Source organism: Flavilitoribacter nigricans DSM 23189 = NBRC 102662, assembly GCF_002646595.1.
GTDB lineage: Bacteria > Bacteroidota > Bacteroidia > Chitinophagales > Saprospiraceae > Flavilitoribacter > Flavilitoribacter nigricans.
Genome location: NZ_PDUD01000017.1, coordinates 71922 through 88847, shown reverse-complemented (window position 1 = coordinate 88847; position 16926 = coordinate 71922). Strand labels below are relative to the sequence as shown.

Below are 16926 nucleotides of genomic sequence, written 5' to 3'. Positions count from 1 at the left end.
CCTCGGAGTGCCATGCAAAAAAAAGGGGAAGCGCATTGATAGGTGCGCCTCCCCGAACTGGATTAAACTGGTTTTAAACTCAAAATTTAGTCGCTTTCCAGGTTTGAAGGTGGCCGTTGGAACGGAGTCGGATCAGATAGGTGCCAGGAGGTAGATCGCGGAGGTTGCCGTCCCGGCCATCCCAGGAAATGCGGTGGGTGCCCGCAGAAAGACCAGCCCGAAGCATTTCCCGAACCAATTGGCCGCGCAGATCAAAAATCTGGAGGATGACCGGTTCCGGCTTCACCAGTTCAAAAGTTATCGATAGCTGATCCCGGAACGGATTGGGGAAAATCTTTGGAGGACTGACGCCTGGAGTAGTAAAATCGGCACTGTTTCCTATAGTTGAAACCATAGTCTGACCCTGTTCTCCATCGTAGATACGGATCTGGCCGCCACCAATCTCCTGGGAATCGTAGTCCGTATCGGCTGCGCCCATTTTATTATCGTAAATCACACCTCCGCCGGCTGCCTCCCAGATCCTGATCCGGAATTTATCCGGTCCCGAGCTACCCTGCAGGTCGCCGTCGATAGCCGTCACTATAAAGCGGTAATCACCGCTTTCATTCACCCGGCCGGATCCTTTGAATTTTACTTTCTCTCCGGCTACGGTCATCCATTCGTAGTCGGTACTGGCGAATTGAAAATTTCCGGCCTGGAACTGAAAACTGGTATGGCCGGACGGTACCGTGCTTCCTCTTTGGTATTTGGCGACAAACCCAAAATTGGCCCTGCCCGTCAGCGCAGGTGCTGCGGCCAGCGCACCGGCCGGAGAGTCGATCCAGCCGCCACCGGTAACGAAGCCGGCGCTGGGATCGTAGACGACCAGGTAATGACCGGCTACCAGCGTGCTTGTATTACCGCTTGCATCCGATACCGTGAGCGAAACGCTATACACCCCGGGATTGGCGTAAGTGTGCCCGCCGGAAATGGTCCCGTCATTGATGCTGCCAGGGGTGCTCGCTCCGTCACCCCAGTACCAGAGTGCCTCTACGGAACAGTCATCGGTAAACTGCGCGCTTGCTGCAATGGCGGTCCCCAGCACAACGGGGTCGACGGGAATTCCTTCCATTACGCTGATACCGGGCGCCTCGGTATCAACTACGGTAAGATCGAAGGTACAGGAAGCGGTATTGCCGTTGATATCCGTTGCGGTAAGCGTGATCGCATGGATGCCGATCGGCAGTGCCGTACCCGCTTCCGGTTCCTGGCTAATGGAGGCGACTCCCGCATTATCACTGACCACGGCCAAGCCCGTATAATCCGGTAAAACGGATGCGCAGTCAGCACCAACCGGCAAAGCGGTATTTTCCGGACATTGCTGAAAAACCGGTGGTTCCCGGTCGGATAATTTTACCAGAGAAACGTCGTCGATCCGGTAATGGCCACCATCATCATTGGCTACGAACTGAAAATGAAAGGTACAATTGCTGCAGTCGGTGGTCGCGGCAAACGTGTAGGTATAAGTGTCCCATTCGCCTCCGGTTTGCAGAACAAAATCATCGGAATCAATAAATTCGGCGCCATTGATGATCATCCGGGCTTTCAGCGAATTGCCGTACTGGATGGTGCGGGCCTGAAAGCACAATTCGTATTCGCCAGGGCCCTGATAATTCAGGTTAGGATTGCGGATGCAGTTGCCCCGGGTATCCGCGAGGAAACGGAGATATTTGGTGTCCGAGCCATCCTCGCAGGCACAGCCCCCATCCGCACCGTCGGAAAGGGCGGCTTTGCTTCCGCCGCCACAGACCAGGTTCCAACCGGATACGTTGGTATCAAAGCAGGGATTGGTGATCAGGTTCTGTACCGTTGGCGGCTCGGGGTCCTCATCGATCTGCAGGGCATCGAGAATAGACGGGTTCCAGCTGCCGGGTTCGCGAAAGTAAAAACCTTTAGCGGCGGTGCCCGGTTCCCAGGCGGCCCAGGCAAAACCGAGGCTGGTAGCGTAGTTGACCAGCGTATGGTAATAATCGGCCCGGTTGTCGGGATCTACCGTGTCATCCGCTCCAAATTCTCCCAGATATACGGGAATGTTTTGCGCATCCGCCCAGGCTTTTACCTGCTGGAAATGATTCAGCATGGTACTTTTTTCCGCCGCTGTCCCCCAGTTGTTGATCTGCCCGCTGGTAAAGTTAAAGGGCACATAGTAATGAAAATAAGCGATGAGATAATCATCGGCCGGCAGGGTCATCTGCAGGGGAGCCTGCCAGGAGTTCTTTCCTCCCCCGGTGAGGAGCACGATCCGGGTGGGGTTATCCGCACGGATAATGTTCAGGATCCGGTGGTTGAGGTCATCGACCTGCCCGGCGGAAAGTTTGAAGTAAGGTTCGTTGATCACCTCGAAAAGAAGATTCTCGGATTTACCCTGGAAATGGGTGGCCACCTGCGTCCAGATGGCCTCGAAGCGACTAATGTTATCCGGCGTAAAGTCATCGAGTAACCAGTGCTCATGGTGCGCGTTGAGAACGACGACCAGATCGCGGCTCAGCGCCCAGTCGACAACTTCCTCTACCCGGGACAACCAGGCTGGATCAACCGTATAGGGAGCCGTGGTACCGGTATGTCGGTCCCAACGCACGGGAATGCGAACGGAGGTGAAACCCTGCGCAACGTAATCGTCAAAATAAAACTCCTGGGCGGGAGCCTGCCACCAGCCTTCCTGTCCGGCCTCCAGGGTATTGCCGAGGTTGAGCCCCTTCCACATCTTTTCCACCATTTGGGATGGGGTGATCTGCGCCTCTGTTACCGGGCTAAGTACAAATGATAGCGCTATAATAAGTATCCATTGTAGACTTCTGTATGACATCTTGAAACCATTTAAAGGTGTGTAGAAAATTGTTGAAGATGTCGGTAAAATTAGGGTGGAGTAGGAGGGAGAAAGGTTCACGGAGGGTTCAGATGGGTTTGTTTATCGTTCAGTTTTTGGACATAAGTGGGGATTTGGAGACTTGGTGACCTGGTGACCTGGTGACCTGGAGAATGAGAGACTTGGAGACTGGGTGAGTGGGTGAGTGGGTAGCGCTCTGGCCATGCCTGGGTGTCTGCCGTTTCGGTTCCTGCCTTGCGTATTTGGCGGCAATAGCTGCGTTTTCAACCCAGTGGTAGGTTTTCAAACAGTCTTTCAGTTAGACTTTAATATTTTAAGTTGGATCCAGCAAATAGAATAGGAAAACGGGCATTCCAGATCAATACATGACCAGGGCTACGCCCTTCAAAGGAAAACCCGTCACTGATCAACAAATATTTTCGCAGCTACGCCGCTGACGTCGATAAGGGCATGGCTCAGAAATTTTTCTTTAGGTGGTCCAATTACCGATAAAAGTCACCCAGTCTCCAAATCTTCCCCTCACCCAGTCTCCCCCTCACCAAGTCACCCCCTCACCCCCCCACCTCACTCGGCTTCACCCCAAAATGCTTCCGAAAACTGGTGCTGAAATACTTCGGACTGGAGAAACCCGTCTTATAAGCCGCTTCGGCCACGGTGAGTTGCTCCCGTTCCAGTAATTCTTTGGCCTTTTTCAGGCGGATGATCCGGATGAAGTTTTGGATATTCTGACCGGTCAGGGCTTTCAGTTTGCGGAAAAGTACCGGTCGACTCAGGGCGATCTCCTGGCAGAGTAGATCGACGGTAAACGCCTCGTTCTCCAGGTGCTGGTGGATCAGGCCGGTAAGCTGTTCGATGAAGGCATGTTCGCGGGCATTGGGGAAGTCCTGCGGTTGGGGCTCTTCCAGGGAAAGGAATTTCTCGCGCAGCCGGATCCGCAGCGCAATGAGGTTTTTGACATAGGCTTCGAGCACCTTCAGCTCAAAGGGTTTTTCAAGGTACACATCGGCGCCACTTTCTACCCCCTGGATATTGTAATCGGTGCCCTGAAGGGCGGTCAGGAGGATGACCGGAATATGGGAGGTCTCAAAATTGCTTTTGATCTGCTTACAGAGCGACATCCCGTCGATTTCCGGCATCATCACGTCGGAAATGATCAGATCCGGAGCTTTTTCGCGGGCCAACCGAAGCCCTTTGGCCCCCTCTTCGGCTTCCAGGATGCGGTAATGACGGCCGAGATTGCTGGTGAGATAACTCCTGATCTCGGGGTGATCTTCCACCACCAGAATAGTCGGAGCGTCCCCATCTTCTTGGATCACCGGACTGGCTTTGGGTTCGGGAATGATCGCCGGAGCCGGTACGGATACGGCCGGAGCTTCCGTCAGGATCTGATGATCTTCCAAATGCCTGCGGCCCAGCGGGAGCCAGATCCGGATGGTCGTTCCTGCGTTTTCCTCGCTGCTCAGTTCGATCCTGCCCTTGTGCAGTTTCACGAGTTGGTAGACCAGCATCAGGCCCACGCCACTGCCGGGGATCTGGTAATTAACGGCATTGGTCGCACGGGTATAGCGTTTGAACAGCAGGCTCTGTTGGTCCTTCGGAATGCCGATACCGTTGTCGGACAGTGTGATGGAACAAGTATCCTTTTCCTGACTTACCTTCAGACCGATGCGGCCGTGGTCCGGTGTGTATTTCAGGGCATTCGACAGGAGGTTGTAGATGATCTTATCCAGTTTGTCCGTATCGTAGTAGAGGCAGAGTTGATCCGTATCGCTATGGAAGGTAAGTTGAATGGATTTCTCCCGGGCCCAGGGCTGAAAGAGTTCCGTTTTTTCCCGCAGGTAGGCTACGATATCTTTTTCCCGAACCTGGAATTCCATTTTTCCTAGACCCGCTTTTTGAAAATCCAGCAACTGGGTCATCAGCTGATGCAGGCGGGTCGCATTTTTGTCGATCAGGTCGATCTGGGGCTGGAGCGCTTCCGGCAGACCGGGATCTTGTTGCATATCCCGGATCGGACCTTTGATCAGGGTCAGCGGAGTACGCAGATCGTGGGCAATATTGACGAAAAACCGGATCTTTTCTTCGGAGTGACGCTCCTTGATCCGGATGCGGAAGTAATTGATCAGCAGGGCGGTAATGCTGCCGCCGATCAGGGCGTAAAGCACAAAGGCCCAGCCACTCAGCCAGAAAGGCGTGGCGATGGTAATGGCGATACTGCGGGCTTCACTCCACTGTTGCCCGTCCGGTGAAACTTTCACCTGAAACGTATAATCGCCGGAGTTGAGGTTGGTATAAACAGCGGATGGATCACTGGTCGGTGGAGACCAGTCCGCTTCGAAACCGTCCAGCCGCCAGGTGTATTTATTCTTGGCGGGGTTTTGAAAATCGATGGCGGTGAATTCAAAAGAGAAGGCATTCTGATTGTGCCGCAGTTCGATCCGGGAAGTTTCGTTGATCTGCTGATCGAGTGGAGAACCCTCCGAATTGGGTACGACGCTACGGTTAAATAACTTGAAATCGGTAAACACCAGCGTAGGCGTATTCGAAACCATCTGCTGGAGAATATCCGGATGAAAGCGGGTAATGCCGTTTTGGCCACCGAACAGGAAAAACCCATCCCGGGTGTTGGCAAAAGCCTGACGATTGAATTCAAAATTGCCGATACCATCGCTCATCCCAAAGTTGATGAAATTTCCCTTAGCGGGGTCCAGGCAGGAAAGGCCGTGGGAGGTGCTCAGCCAGAGCCGGTGAAAGTCATCTTCCAGAATTCCTACCACCGAATTGGAAGGTAATCCGTCGGCTACGACATATTGCTTAACGGTACTTCCGTCGGGCGAAAGAGCGATCAATCCGCTTCCTTCCGTACCCAGCCAGAGGGTACTGTCCCGGGTTTGCTGCATGGAGATGATATCCACCCGTTGCGGAATCCCGGGAAGGTGGACCTGCCGTATGTCTCCGCTTGCTTTCTCCAGACGGAACAGACCGTTGACGGTGCCGAAATAGAGAAGGCCGTTTTTTACTTCAAAAATGTCGTACACGCTGGGCACCTCGTAATATTGGTACGCATCCGTAGCAGGAGTATAGCTCGTCAGCGCCCCGCGGATGCCGCCAAACCAGAACACACCCTCCCGGTCTTCATAAATGGTGTAAACAAAATCGGTACCGATCGTTTGCGGATCATCCGACCGGTGCCGGAAGGTAGTCGTCCGGCCGGTCTGCGGGTCGATCCGGCTGACCCCTCCGCCGTAGGTACCCGCCCAGATGTATCCCTGTCGGTCTTCGTGCAGGCTCAAAACATTATTATTGCCCAATAGGTTGGGGTTTCCCGGATCGTTGAAGTACCGGGTCCATTGATCCAGGCCGGGCTGGTAGCGGGAAATCCCTTTTTCCGTACCGACCCACAGATCGCCCTGGCTGTCTTCGAGAATGGCCCGGGTAAAATTATTGCCCAGACTGTTGGGACGGTACGATTGGTGCTGGATCAGGTCAAATTCCGGTCGCTGCGGATCGTAAATATTGATGCCGCCTCCGTAAGTACTGATCCAGTAGCGGGCTTCGCGGTCGCGAAAAATGTGGTAGATGCCGTTGTCGTTCAGGGACTTCTTCTGGTTGGGGTCCTGAATGAACCGCTCTCGCATACGCAGGTCTTCTCCGAGGGACAAAAGGCCGCTTCCGTCAATTCCCACCACCACCTCACCGTTCGGCCAGAAGTTGATCGACCGGACGGCACCGTTGGGCCATTGCGGGTTTAAGTCAGATAGGGATTGAATGGAACGGGATGCGGAATCTATCACCCAAACGGCCCGGTTATCCGTCCCGATCCAGATGCGCTGTTGCTGATCTTCAAAAAAGCACAGGGCCAATAGGGAAGGAGAGACCCTATCGCTCGTTCGGGGAAACAGTTCGGGTAGCGATTCCCATTTATTTTGGGCGCGCTGGTAGCGGTAAACCTGATCTTTGCTACCTACCCACATATCTCCCCGGCTATCCTGAAACAGGGACCGTATTCCCGACAGTTCATCCGGAACGATGATGGTCCCGGCCGCGTCCGGCCGATCCGGATCGATTACGGCCAATCCCTGGGCGGTGCCGATCCACAAATAACCTTCCCGGTCCATCCAGATGGCGTTGATCTTATTTCGCGGTAAATTTGATTTATCCGCCAAAGCGGTAAAGGTATCATTGGCACGATCGTAGCGGAAAATGCCTTCGGAAGATCCGGCCCAGAGCTGATCCTGATGATCCCAAAACAGGGCGTAGGCCGCGTTCAGACTCTCACTTTCACTCGGGAGATCGTAGTGCCGCAGGGAGGTACCGTCGTAACGGTCAATGCCTTTGCGGGTAGCGATCCAGATCAGTCCGTATTGATCCTGCAGGCTCTGGTAAACGACATTAGAGCTCAGTTCCTGTTCAACGGTCAGGTACTGGAATTCGATAGCATGCAGCCCGATGGTCGTAACAAGAGCCGTAAGCAGGAGAATAGTACGTGTGAATTGGACCCGCATCCATTTTAAATTTGGCCAAACGTGCAATCCACAAATTTAGATATTATTTTTCAGTGCGGTTTCTTTTCGGCAAACGGATGTGGGAAAATGGCGTTGGTCTACGGCCCGAGCGGCAGAATTGAATAAGCATTGAACTTTCGATAGCTTAAATGCCGGAGCAACAATTGTAAAGGAGAGAATTTGCGGCAAAATTTGTAGCTTCAGGGAGCAAAACAAAACACCATGCGAATCAACCTAATCTTCGGCGTATGCATCACTAGCTTATGCTTTTTTAGCTGCGGTGAACCGGAACCGTCTTCTTTTGTGGCTACCCTGGGCGAGGATACCCTCGTCATCGAACAATTTACCATGCTCCCGGACCGGGTAGATGCGGAAGTACTCATCCGGACGCCCGAGACCCGTTATCTGAAGCAAACGCTGGAAATGGATGGCGACGGCAATTTCACCGCCTACCATTCTGCGACCTTTGATCCGGCGCAAATGGACGGGGCAGCGCTGGAGGAACAAACCGTCAGCGTGGACGGCGACAGCCTGGTCGTTACCCGGATCCGGGGTGATGAAGAACAAAGCAACAAATTCGCCTACGATCCGGCTATTTTGCCCTGGATCGATATGGTCCACTGGCCGTACGAAGTGGCTACCCGCCATATGACCAAAGCCGGACAATCTTCGAGTGACCAGCTGATGATGGCCGGTCGAAACCCGGCCGTATTCGAGATCCGGACCATCGAAGGGGATTCGATCTCCATCAAACACCCCTACCGCGGTACCATGTACGCCCGCATCGATGAACACGGAGCCATCCAGTACTACGATGCCACCGCTACCACCCGGAAGCTGATCGTTCGGCGTTCCGGACCGGTGGATATGAATGCACTGGCGGCACGTTTTGCCGATAAACCCATCGGTTCGCTTTCCGGTGAGGGGGAAAGTGAGGGTACTGTACACGGCGCCAACATTAAACTTACGTTCGGACAGCCGGCCAAAAGAGGGCGGGAACTGTTCGGTGGTATTGTACCCTGGAACGAGCGCTGGCGGACCGGAGCAAACCGCGCCTCCCATTTCAGTACGGATAAAGACCTTAAATTCGGGGAACTCGATGTGCCGGCGGGCTCCTATACGCTCTTCAGTATCCCGACACCGGAGGGCGGTACCCTGATCATCAATAAACAAACCGGACAGAACGGCAATTCCTACGACGAAAGCCGGGATCTGGGTCGGGTGCCGATGTCGATCACCGGCAACGACGAATCGGTCGAGTTATTCACGATAGATGCCGTCGAGCGGGGAGAGCAGGGCATATTGCAACTAAAATGGGGAGAAGCGATCTTTGAGATCCCCTTCACCGTCGTGGCGGAATAGCGTCCTCTACTGGTACGATCCCCGGATGGTGAACACCATCCGGGGATCGTGTTATTACATCCGATCCCGAATCATGGAAAATCCCTGGCCGGCAACGATCAAACTGCCTGTCTCCCAGGGCTTTTGCCCATTTAAGAGGCTGAAAAAGTCGTTAATTTTCTCCATTCGGATCAGTAAGTTGTGTAAAAATTAACAAAAAAAAAGGCCGGCTGCCGCTGAGGTGGCGGATTTGCTCATGGTCCGGTTTCAGGAAGCGAACGGGGTTAAAAAAATTCCGCCGTATAATCCATTCTATCTGTAGGTTTGCAGCGATTTTCTCCTGAAAATCAAGGATGTAATTGAACTATTATTTAATCCAAAGCAAGTTGTTGGTCACTTGGCGAACGGTCCTTCCCGAAGAAGGTGCCGCCGGGTGCACACGAGCAGTTTGCGCTAACCTCCACCAGAATGAAAAATGCGTTTTTTCTCCTTGTAGCAGTAGTTGTATTTACCCTGGGAAGCTGTTCCCCCAAGATCTACGTTAGTCCGGAAGGCAAATCGCTGGCCGGAAGTCACCACACCATCGCCATTGCGCCGCCAACCGTGTCCATCGCCGCCCGGAAAAAAGTGGATGCCGAAGCGCTGAAGGAACAGCAGAAGACCGAATCGGTCAATTTTCAGAAAGAGATGTACAGCTGGTTGTTGAAACGGAAAATGCAGAACCGGATCACGGTAGATATTCAGGATATTGCCACCACTACGACCCTGCTGCAACGCGCCGGCTACTACGATGACCAGCCGATGACGCCCGCCGAGATCTGCAAGGCACTCGGAGTGGATGGCCTGATCACGTCCAACTATGCTTTATCCAAGCCCATGTCGGACGGTGGTGCAATTGCCCTCGGCATTGTTTTCGGAGCATGGGGACCTACCAATCAGACGGTGGTCAACGTAGAGATCCACGATAACGGGAAGGAGCAAATGATCTGGAGTTACAATCACCAGGCTGCCGGCAGTATCGGTAGTTCTCCCGGCCAGTTGGTGGATGTGCTGATGCGGAATGCCAGCAAAAAGATGCCCTATACCATCAATTAGGAAGGACTAATCCCTGTGAAAAAGACTAAGCGTTCATTCCGGTTGGCGGCACCGCATTGCTACCGCCAACCGGAATGACGATACCTACATCAGGCGCTTTCTGAATATTTTTTTTGGTCTGGTCTTCCCGTGTTTCGGTAGCGTAATACAATGCAATCCGCCACCGTCATAATTGAGGTCGACCGGATTGACGGAAAAGACTTCCCGGGTGGGAAAAGCCGCTTTGAAAACGGCCATGGCCTGTTCGTCCTTCTCCCGTACATAGTCCGGATCTCCTTCCTGGTAATACGCCGGGATGATGACCAGCCTATTCGTAATAATAAAGTTCAGATAACTGGTTACCGGCGTATAAATGATATCGACGGAATCCAGCTGAGCCGTGGCGAAGAGTACGGGAGCCTGGGGAACCCGGAGGATCTTAAAGGCTTGTCCGTCCTGGTCCTTTGCCTGGGAAAGTACCTGATAATTTTCCTCCAGCCGGTCCCGGATCAGGTAGTAAAAAGAATCCCGACTGAGATCGCTGGAATCCACTTCCGCCAGTAAAATGGTGTTGGCATCGGCGAATCGACAGAATTCATCCACATGTCCGGATACGCCGTAGCCGTATACGTTTTCGTAGATCGGCCCGTGCCCGAAAAAATCGTCCTGGGGAATGCCGCGTCGCAGCCAGATCACATTTTCCTGATTGAATTTTTCCCGGTATTCCGCTTCTATTTCCGCTTTGTTCAGTCCGGGATTGATCTCCTTTTCGTAAGACTCTACGAGGATCACCGTTCCCTGGCCGTTGATCTCCCGGCCACCGCCGGCTCCGAAAATATCACTTTTAAAAAACGGCATTTTCCCCTTTTGGGAATATTGCGTATTGAAATTATCGTAATCCTTCATGGCCAGGTGGGGGTACTGAAAGCCCACCACTACGGTATTGCCCGCTTCATCCTGGAGGAAAGAAGGACCGTAGTCGCGGATCCAGATGTTGTCTTTTTCCAGATTGTAAGGCTCAAAGGTAATGTTGCTCAGGTTGGCCCGGGCCTGGAGCAGTTCCATTTCAATGATCTTGGGACTGTGGTTCTTTTCGTTGTAGAATACGGTAACGTGGTCCTTGCGGGCGATAGTGGTGATGACCGGGATGAGCACATTCCGGTGCTTTTTATTCCAGCAAAGCAGCGTGGACTCCTGTTCTTCAAAATCAGCAAAAGGCTGGTAGCCGGGATTGAATTCCGGTAACTCATTACAGGCACTAAAGAACAGGAAAAGTACCGGGATCAACCTAAGGAAATACCCGGGTAAAAGGTGGTGTAAAGTTTGGTTTTTCATCGCGCGATCTTAATTTCATTTTAAGACAATGCGCGCGATATCTTTTTTCCCAACGGAGGGAATAAATTTGTCGGCTATCCGCTATTTCGGATTTAGTTCGATGATCCCAAATTTGGCGTAGGGGCCTCCCAGTTCCTCGGCCCGGGTATGGTCTACCTGGGTGATCATGATGAGGAACAGCCGGTCGGCGACTTCGAATATCTTACCACCCCGCAGATAGATCGAGCTGGCGGTCAGCACTTTCCGGTCTTTTCGGCCGATGAGACCGAAGCGGGTCAGGTTTTGGGTATATTCGCCGGTACGGATCACAAACGGCAATTCCGGAGCGATATCCACCTCCTGCACCGGTTTCACCAGATCACTTGTAAAAAGAATACTGCTGTTATCGGAAAAGGAACTGAATAATTTGTTCTTGGATAATTCGCCCTGGCTGATACCGCCGAGCAGGAGACTGTCCTGTCCGTTGTGGGTTTTGATCGAAAAGGCAAAAGCGGAACCGGTATTTTCCGCTCGCTCCAGAATAAGCTGGCGATTGCCAAAGTCGGGCATGCCCGCGGGAATGGAGCTCACCACACTGTCGTTCAGAACGAAATCTACCTTGACCGGTTCGCCCGAATTTTTGTCCATCGCGAACCACTCATTGGGGATGATCGAGAGCCGGGCGGCATGGACCGATACCGGTGTACTGATCCACTGTTTTTCGAGACTTTGGTTCAGAAACCAGGTAATGGCCAGAAAGGCGGCCGCTGTGCCCGCCAGTTTGGCCGGCCCGATCCGCATGCCCGATTCGGACAAACCTCCCAAAAAGCGGTAAATAGCGGCGGAAAAACCAATGGCGATAAACACCGACACGAGCACCGGAGAGGGTTTAATGGCTCCGCTGACGTTGCCGCCGATGTAGAGGAACAGGCCGATGGCAATACCCAGTGAAATGATCCATACAATGATTTTGTCTTCGGGACTTAAGCTCATTTTAGACTGCGTTTCTTGCGTATCTTCTGGTAATGAATGTGAAATTTCCACAAAATAAAAATTTCTGATCTTAATGAATGAGATATCCCGGCCGGGACGCTTTTCATTCTTGTTACGCATTCCGGTAGGAGCAGGTTACACCCACCCCAATGGCAGGGCTGTTCAGTTCTATAAAAACGCAATACGAATTTTTCAATCACCATGTCAAGCACAATAGCAATAGCAAGCAAAAGGCAGCTTTCTGCTCCGATTTTGACCTTTTCGCCTAATTTTGAGTTATTGAAATTGAAATTGAAATTGCCATTGAAATTGCCATTTTTTATATTCAATAATTTGAGAACGGAACAGCCCTACCCACCCCAATGGGATGAAGAATAAAAGATGATAATAAAAAGTTGATTTTATCAAATAAAAATTACAATTTGTGTAATGTTGGGTGCCACATGAATTCCTGCCATTGCGGTCCGATTGTTTGTTAATGATCCGGTTCGGAGAAACCGGAGGTATCGAATAGCCGGTGGAACCATTGATCCCCCGGCACCAGCGAAGATTATCGTGCTGATCGGCCGTTGAACCAGACCAAGTTGATTTTATCCAATAACCAAAACTCCTGAATATGAGAATCACACCGACTTTTTCAACGCTTTTTGCTTTGATGATCACGGCCAATTTTGCGCTGGCCCAAACCGATAACTCCACCCTAATCGTAGACTGGGAACGGGCAAAAGCCTATACGCTGGAATATATGGAAGCCATGCCGGAAGAAAGCTATTCCCTGCAACCGACTCCGGAAATGCGCAGCTTTGCCCAGCAGATGCTTCACCTGACGGACGGCAATTACGGTTTCGCTGCCAATGCGCTCGGCGTGGAGAGTCCTTCCGGTTTCGGCGATAACGAAAAAGTAGAAGACCAGTCGAAAGCCAATGTGATCAAACTGGTAACCGACGGCTACGATTTCATCATCAATGCGATCAAGGATTCCGATCCGGCAAAAATGGGCGAAAAGGTGACGCTATTCGGCCGTTTTGAAATGTCCAGAAAGATGGCGCTGGCCAAAGGGTTCGAACACCAGACCCACCACCGGGGCCAGACTACCGTTTATCTGCGGCTGGCGGGCGTGACCCCACCGCAGGAAAAACTCTTCTGATCACTATTTACCGTTCGCAGGAAACAGACACAAGCCATGGCCTTTAGGATATCTTTGCGTCTGTTTCCCACCGTACTTTTACGCTAAACCCGAAACCCTGACTTCCGGCCGACACAGCAGTAATTCCCGATTTATACTGTCGTAAAATTGGTTTGGGAAAATCCCGAACCATTTCGCTTCAGGTATAAACGGGAATGTAAAGCCTTAATCTTATCTTGCGGGCTTTGCGGAACGCTGAAATGATACACTGTTTGCATGGATCGTAAATCACATGCTTCCCTGCTCCGGGGAGTGAGAAAAGTACATCGGGCTACCGGCATTGCACTCTTCGTCCTTTTTTTGATAATTGCCTTTAGCGGTCTTTTCCTGGGTTGGAAAAAGAACAGCAACGGCTATATTCTACCCAAGACACAAAAGGGTATTTCTACCGACCTGGCGAACTGGATGCCGATGGATAGCTTGCGGGCTATTGCCCAGCGCAGCCTCCTGGCGGCGGATGTCGGCCTGGATCCGGAACTGGATCGCATTGACGCCCGCCCGTCCAAAGGGATAGTGAAATTTACCTTTACCGCGCATTACTGGGAGGTGCAGCTGGATGCAACGAATGGCGATCTGCTGAGTGTGGCGCTGCGCCGGTCGGACTTCCTGGAAGCCTTGCACGACGGGAGCATCCTGGATCGAAGTCTGAAAGTGGACGGCGGTTATATCAAACTTTTCTATACCTCCGTGATGGCACTTGCCCTCATCACCTTTTCCCTTACCGGTTTCTGGTTGTGGTACGGTCCGCGGGTGATGCGGCGATCTAAATAATAGTGAAGCCAGCTTCGGAATTGTCCGATCCCGGCAGCCGGACGGTAGGTGTTACCGTCCGGCTGCCGGGTTTTGATCAGATCTTTTCTACCCGGAGTGTGCCTTTGGCTTTGCCCGGAGTGAAGGTGATACTCAGGGTGCCGGCGTGGAGCTGGCGGTGGGGGATTTCCCGTTCGTTCCACAGTACCCGGTACTGCTGATCGGGATCCAGACAGACCACTAAAGAGAGTGGACTATCGCTTTTTTCCAGCAATTGCAGTTCCGCTTCCAGTCCGCTTTTATCTGCAGCCCATTCCTGCCGCTCAATCCAAATGTTGTAACCGGTAGTCAGATTGCCCGGTCGAAAATAGGCGCTGAACCAGGACAATACTGGACTGGAAAGCCCGGAAAACTGGTGCCAGCCGGCCCCAGTACCCGTTTCGATGATGAAATGTTCAAAACAATTGTAAGTCTTTTCCGTCTCCCGTTTCCAGACCTCCAGAGCCGTGTGGGCGATCCGCCAGGCAAAATCCGCTTCGCCCAGGTCCAGCATAGTCTTCCAGTAAAACCACTGGTGGGGCATCCAAACCGTTCCGTTCCAGTAGCCTTCTTTGGAGTAGTAAGGGGCGCTCTGATCAACGGCCGATAGTCCTACATCCGACCAGATCTTTCCTTTGGTTTTCAGATGTTCCAGAATGGCGGCCTGCTGTTCATCCGTGCAGATACCCGAGAATAGGGGATAGGCGCCGCCCAGCCCCATATTGTAATTGATCTTGTCTTCGTATTTCAGAATACCCAGCGGTTGACCGTTTTCGTCGTGTTGGACGTAGCCGAAGTAATTCGTCTCCGGATCCCAGGCGTACTCCTGCAAAGCATCAGATAGCATTTTGATTTCCTCATCCAAAATTTTCACATCAGCTTTTTTCCCTAAATGAAGCGCAGCCTGTTTAAGGATCTTGGCGATCCGGATGCTGTGGGCCGTGGTGACCACGGGAGTCACGGTACGGTTAAGTTGCTGGTAGCGGACGTGTTTTTGCGGAGGGTAGTCATCCCAGCCGCCGGAATTGTAAAAGTAATCCCACGGACGCAGCAGGTTCGACTTCATGTTTCGGGTGGAGGAACTGCCGTATTTGCCCAGCATAAATTCGTAGTAGCGCTTCAGCTTGGGGTAGAATTCGGCGGCGACGGCATCGGACTGGGTCTTGTTCCATAATTCCTGAAACAGGTAGTGTTGCACCGGCACCGTGGATCCGTGGTGGATGAAGGTAGATTGCTCGTCCGTCTCGTTCAGGTAAGCATTGAGGTTTTCGATCCCCCGCTGGATATCCAGTTGACTCAGACCAATACCGATGAATCCGGCATCCCAGGTGTAGAGGCAATCCCACCAGCGCCCGGGGGCATGGTGCCGGATATACTGGCGCTGGGTGTAGACCGGATAGACGACATTGCAGATCACGTTGGCGGCCATGCGGTCCTGACTGAAAAGATAGCGTTCGCCCGCGGGTACCGCCTGGTAGTCAACGAGGTGTTCGCGGGCTGCCTGGTAAACGGCTTCTTTATCAATTGCGCCGGCCTTCGCCAGTCGCTCGCTGACGGCTTCCCGGCTTCCCGTGCAAACCAATCCGTTGATGGTGCGGGTTTCATGGGGTTGCAGGGCGATCGGCCGCAGAAAGACATTGGTAAAATGGCCCTTGGTACCGTCAAAAAATTCGGTGGCAACGTGCTCGTTCACCATGCGTTTGAACTCATCGCCCAGGTCCTTAAAGTTCCATTGCCGGATTTGGTAATCGGCATAGTCCCAGTAGAGCCCGTAGTAAGCATCGATATTTTTGTATTTTAGGATGAGGGAGTTCGCTACGGGGCCTTCCAGTATCTCCGGTACGGGATCCCATTCGACGGCCTCGATCTCCAATTGATCCGCCCGGGAACTTTCCAGAATAGCAAATCCGTCCAGAGTAACCCCGGAGCCGCCCTGAGCCGTCAGGGAAAGCGGAGCGGTGCCGGCCGAAAGTTTGCCCAGTTCGATGCGCTTAAGGGCAAAGTCGCCCTTCCCCTCTAATTGGATGCTTTCTCGGCTTAGGCCGTCGAGCTGGAAGGAGGTCGTTTCGTTTTCGGGGAGCTGGTAGCGCACGATCAGTACGGCATCCGCCAGGTTTTCCGTCACCGGTATACTGTACGCCACCCGGTCCCCGGCCCGCGCCCCGAAGTTATTAGCCAGCCCGTTGCCGTTGACCAGACCGTGGTCGCGGATCTCGCCGAGCATTTTACCGTCGGTCACCAGATTATCCTTTGGGCTACTTTTGGTAAAGTGAATATTTTGATAATCAACTGCGTCTACCCACAGCCCCCCGGCGGGCAGTTTCACCCGGGCCAGTTCGATCGGTGTATGGGGCTGATATTCCCGAATGGAAGGAAAATGGATCGATCCCATCAGATGGAGTACGATACTCTGGGGGGCATCGGTATTGTTCACGGCATCGATCCGCACCAGCCGCGACTGATCGTCGATCTCGGTGTAGGCGACATCGGTGTAGACCCGGTCCTTCCATTCGAGCTCGTGCCGGAAGGAAAAATATTCCAGATTGGGAGAAGCTTCCCAGGGATGGAATCCGGATTCGTAAAAAACATTGGGCACGGTCACTTTCCGGCGGTAAAAACCGGGGAAAACACTCAGGTCGAAGCGGATACCCTGCTCGTGATCCGAGATGTGGGAGACCCCGATGTACTTTTTGGTATACGGCCCCCAGTCGGGCAGGCGGAGATCGTGACTGTACCGCAGGGACTCCAGATAGTCCGCATCTATCTTTGCCTGGTTGAAAGCTGGAATGGCCATACCACAAATTAGGAGTGGAAGTAGGACGGATAAAATAGTTCTTTGCATTTTGTAGTCTATATTT

The 16926-nt window shown here is 52.7% G+C and carries 9 protein-coding genes; 4 read left to right on the top strand and 5 right to left on the bottom strand.

From position 1 onward, the window contains the following. Positions 1-79: 79 nt before the first annotated feature. Together CRP01_RS09585 and CRP01_RS09580 are read right to left on the bottom strand one after the other, a co-directional pair. Complete coding sequence (locus CRP01_RS09585; protein WP_099149809.1) at positions 80-2845, bottom strand: cellulase family glycosylhydrolase; 2766 nt, start codon at positions 2843-2845, stop codon at positions 80-82. A 572-nt stretch (positions 2846-3417) separates the two neighbouring features. Beyond that, entirely contained in the window at positions 3418-7371 is a 3954-nt protein-coding gene (locus tag CRP01_RS09580) for a hybrid sensor histidine kinase/response regulator transcription factor (protein WP_099149808.1), read from the bottom strand. 222 nt (positions 7372-7593) lie between these two features. On the opposite strand from CRP01_RS09580, the gene CRP01_RS09575 reads away from it, so the two are divergent. Together CRP01_RS09575 and CRP01_RS09570 are read left to right on the top strand one after the other, a co-directional pair. Continuing rightward, positions 7594-8733, top strand: a complete 1140-nt coding sequence (locus CRP01_RS09575; protein WP_099149807.1) for a DUF2911 domain-containing protein — start codon at positions 7594-7596, stop codon at positions 8731-8733. Positions 8734-9180: 447 nt separating this feature from the next. After that, entirely contained in the window at positions 9181-9807 is a 627-nt protein-coding gene (locus tag CRP01_RS09570) for a hypothetical protein (RefSeq protein WP_099149806.1), read from the top strand. Between the two features lie 84 nt (positions 9808-9891). Here the strand turns inward: CRP01_RS09570 and CRP01_RS09565 are convergent, their stop codons facing one another. Both CRP01_RS09565 and CRP01_RS09560 read right to left on the bottom strand, forming a co-directional pair. Beyond that, on the bottom strand, positions 9892-11121 hold the full coding sequence (locus tag CRP01_RS09565; protein WP_099149805.1) for an agmatine deiminase family protein: 1230 nt from the start codon (positions 11119-11121) through the stop codon (positions 9892-9894). Positions 11122-11202: 81 nt separating this feature from the next. Next, entirely contained in the window at positions 11203-12093 is an 891-nt protein-coding gene (locus CRP01_RS09560) for a hypothetical protein (protein ID WP_099149804.1), read from the bottom strand. 616 nt (positions 12094-12709) lie between these two features. Between CRP01_RS09560 and CRP01_RS09550 the strand changes: the two genes are divergently transcribed. Further along, the gene (locus CRP01_RS09550; protein WP_099149802.1) at positions 12710-13240 is read left to right on the top strand and encodes a DinB family protein; all 531 of its coding nucleotides are present in this window, start codon (positions 12710-12712) and stop codon (positions 13238-13240) included. 255 nt (positions 13241-13495) lie between these two features. Beyond that, a complete protein-coding gene (locus CRP01_RS09545; RefSeq protein WP_099149801.1) occupies positions 13496-14050 on the top strand; it encodes a PepSY-associated TM helix domain-containing protein in 555 nt (184 codons plus the stop codon). A gap of 76 nt (positions 14051-14126) precedes the next feature. Here the strand turns inward: CRP01_RS09545 and CRP01_RS09540 are convergent, their stop codons facing one another. Beyond that, on the bottom strand, positions 14127-16862 hold the full coding sequence (locus tag CRP01_RS09540) for an MGH1-like glycoside hydrolase domain-containing protein (RefSeq protein ID WP_099149800.1): 2736 nt from the start codon (positions 16860-16862) through the stop codon (positions 14127-14129). Positions 16863-16926 lie beyond the last annotated feature (64 nt).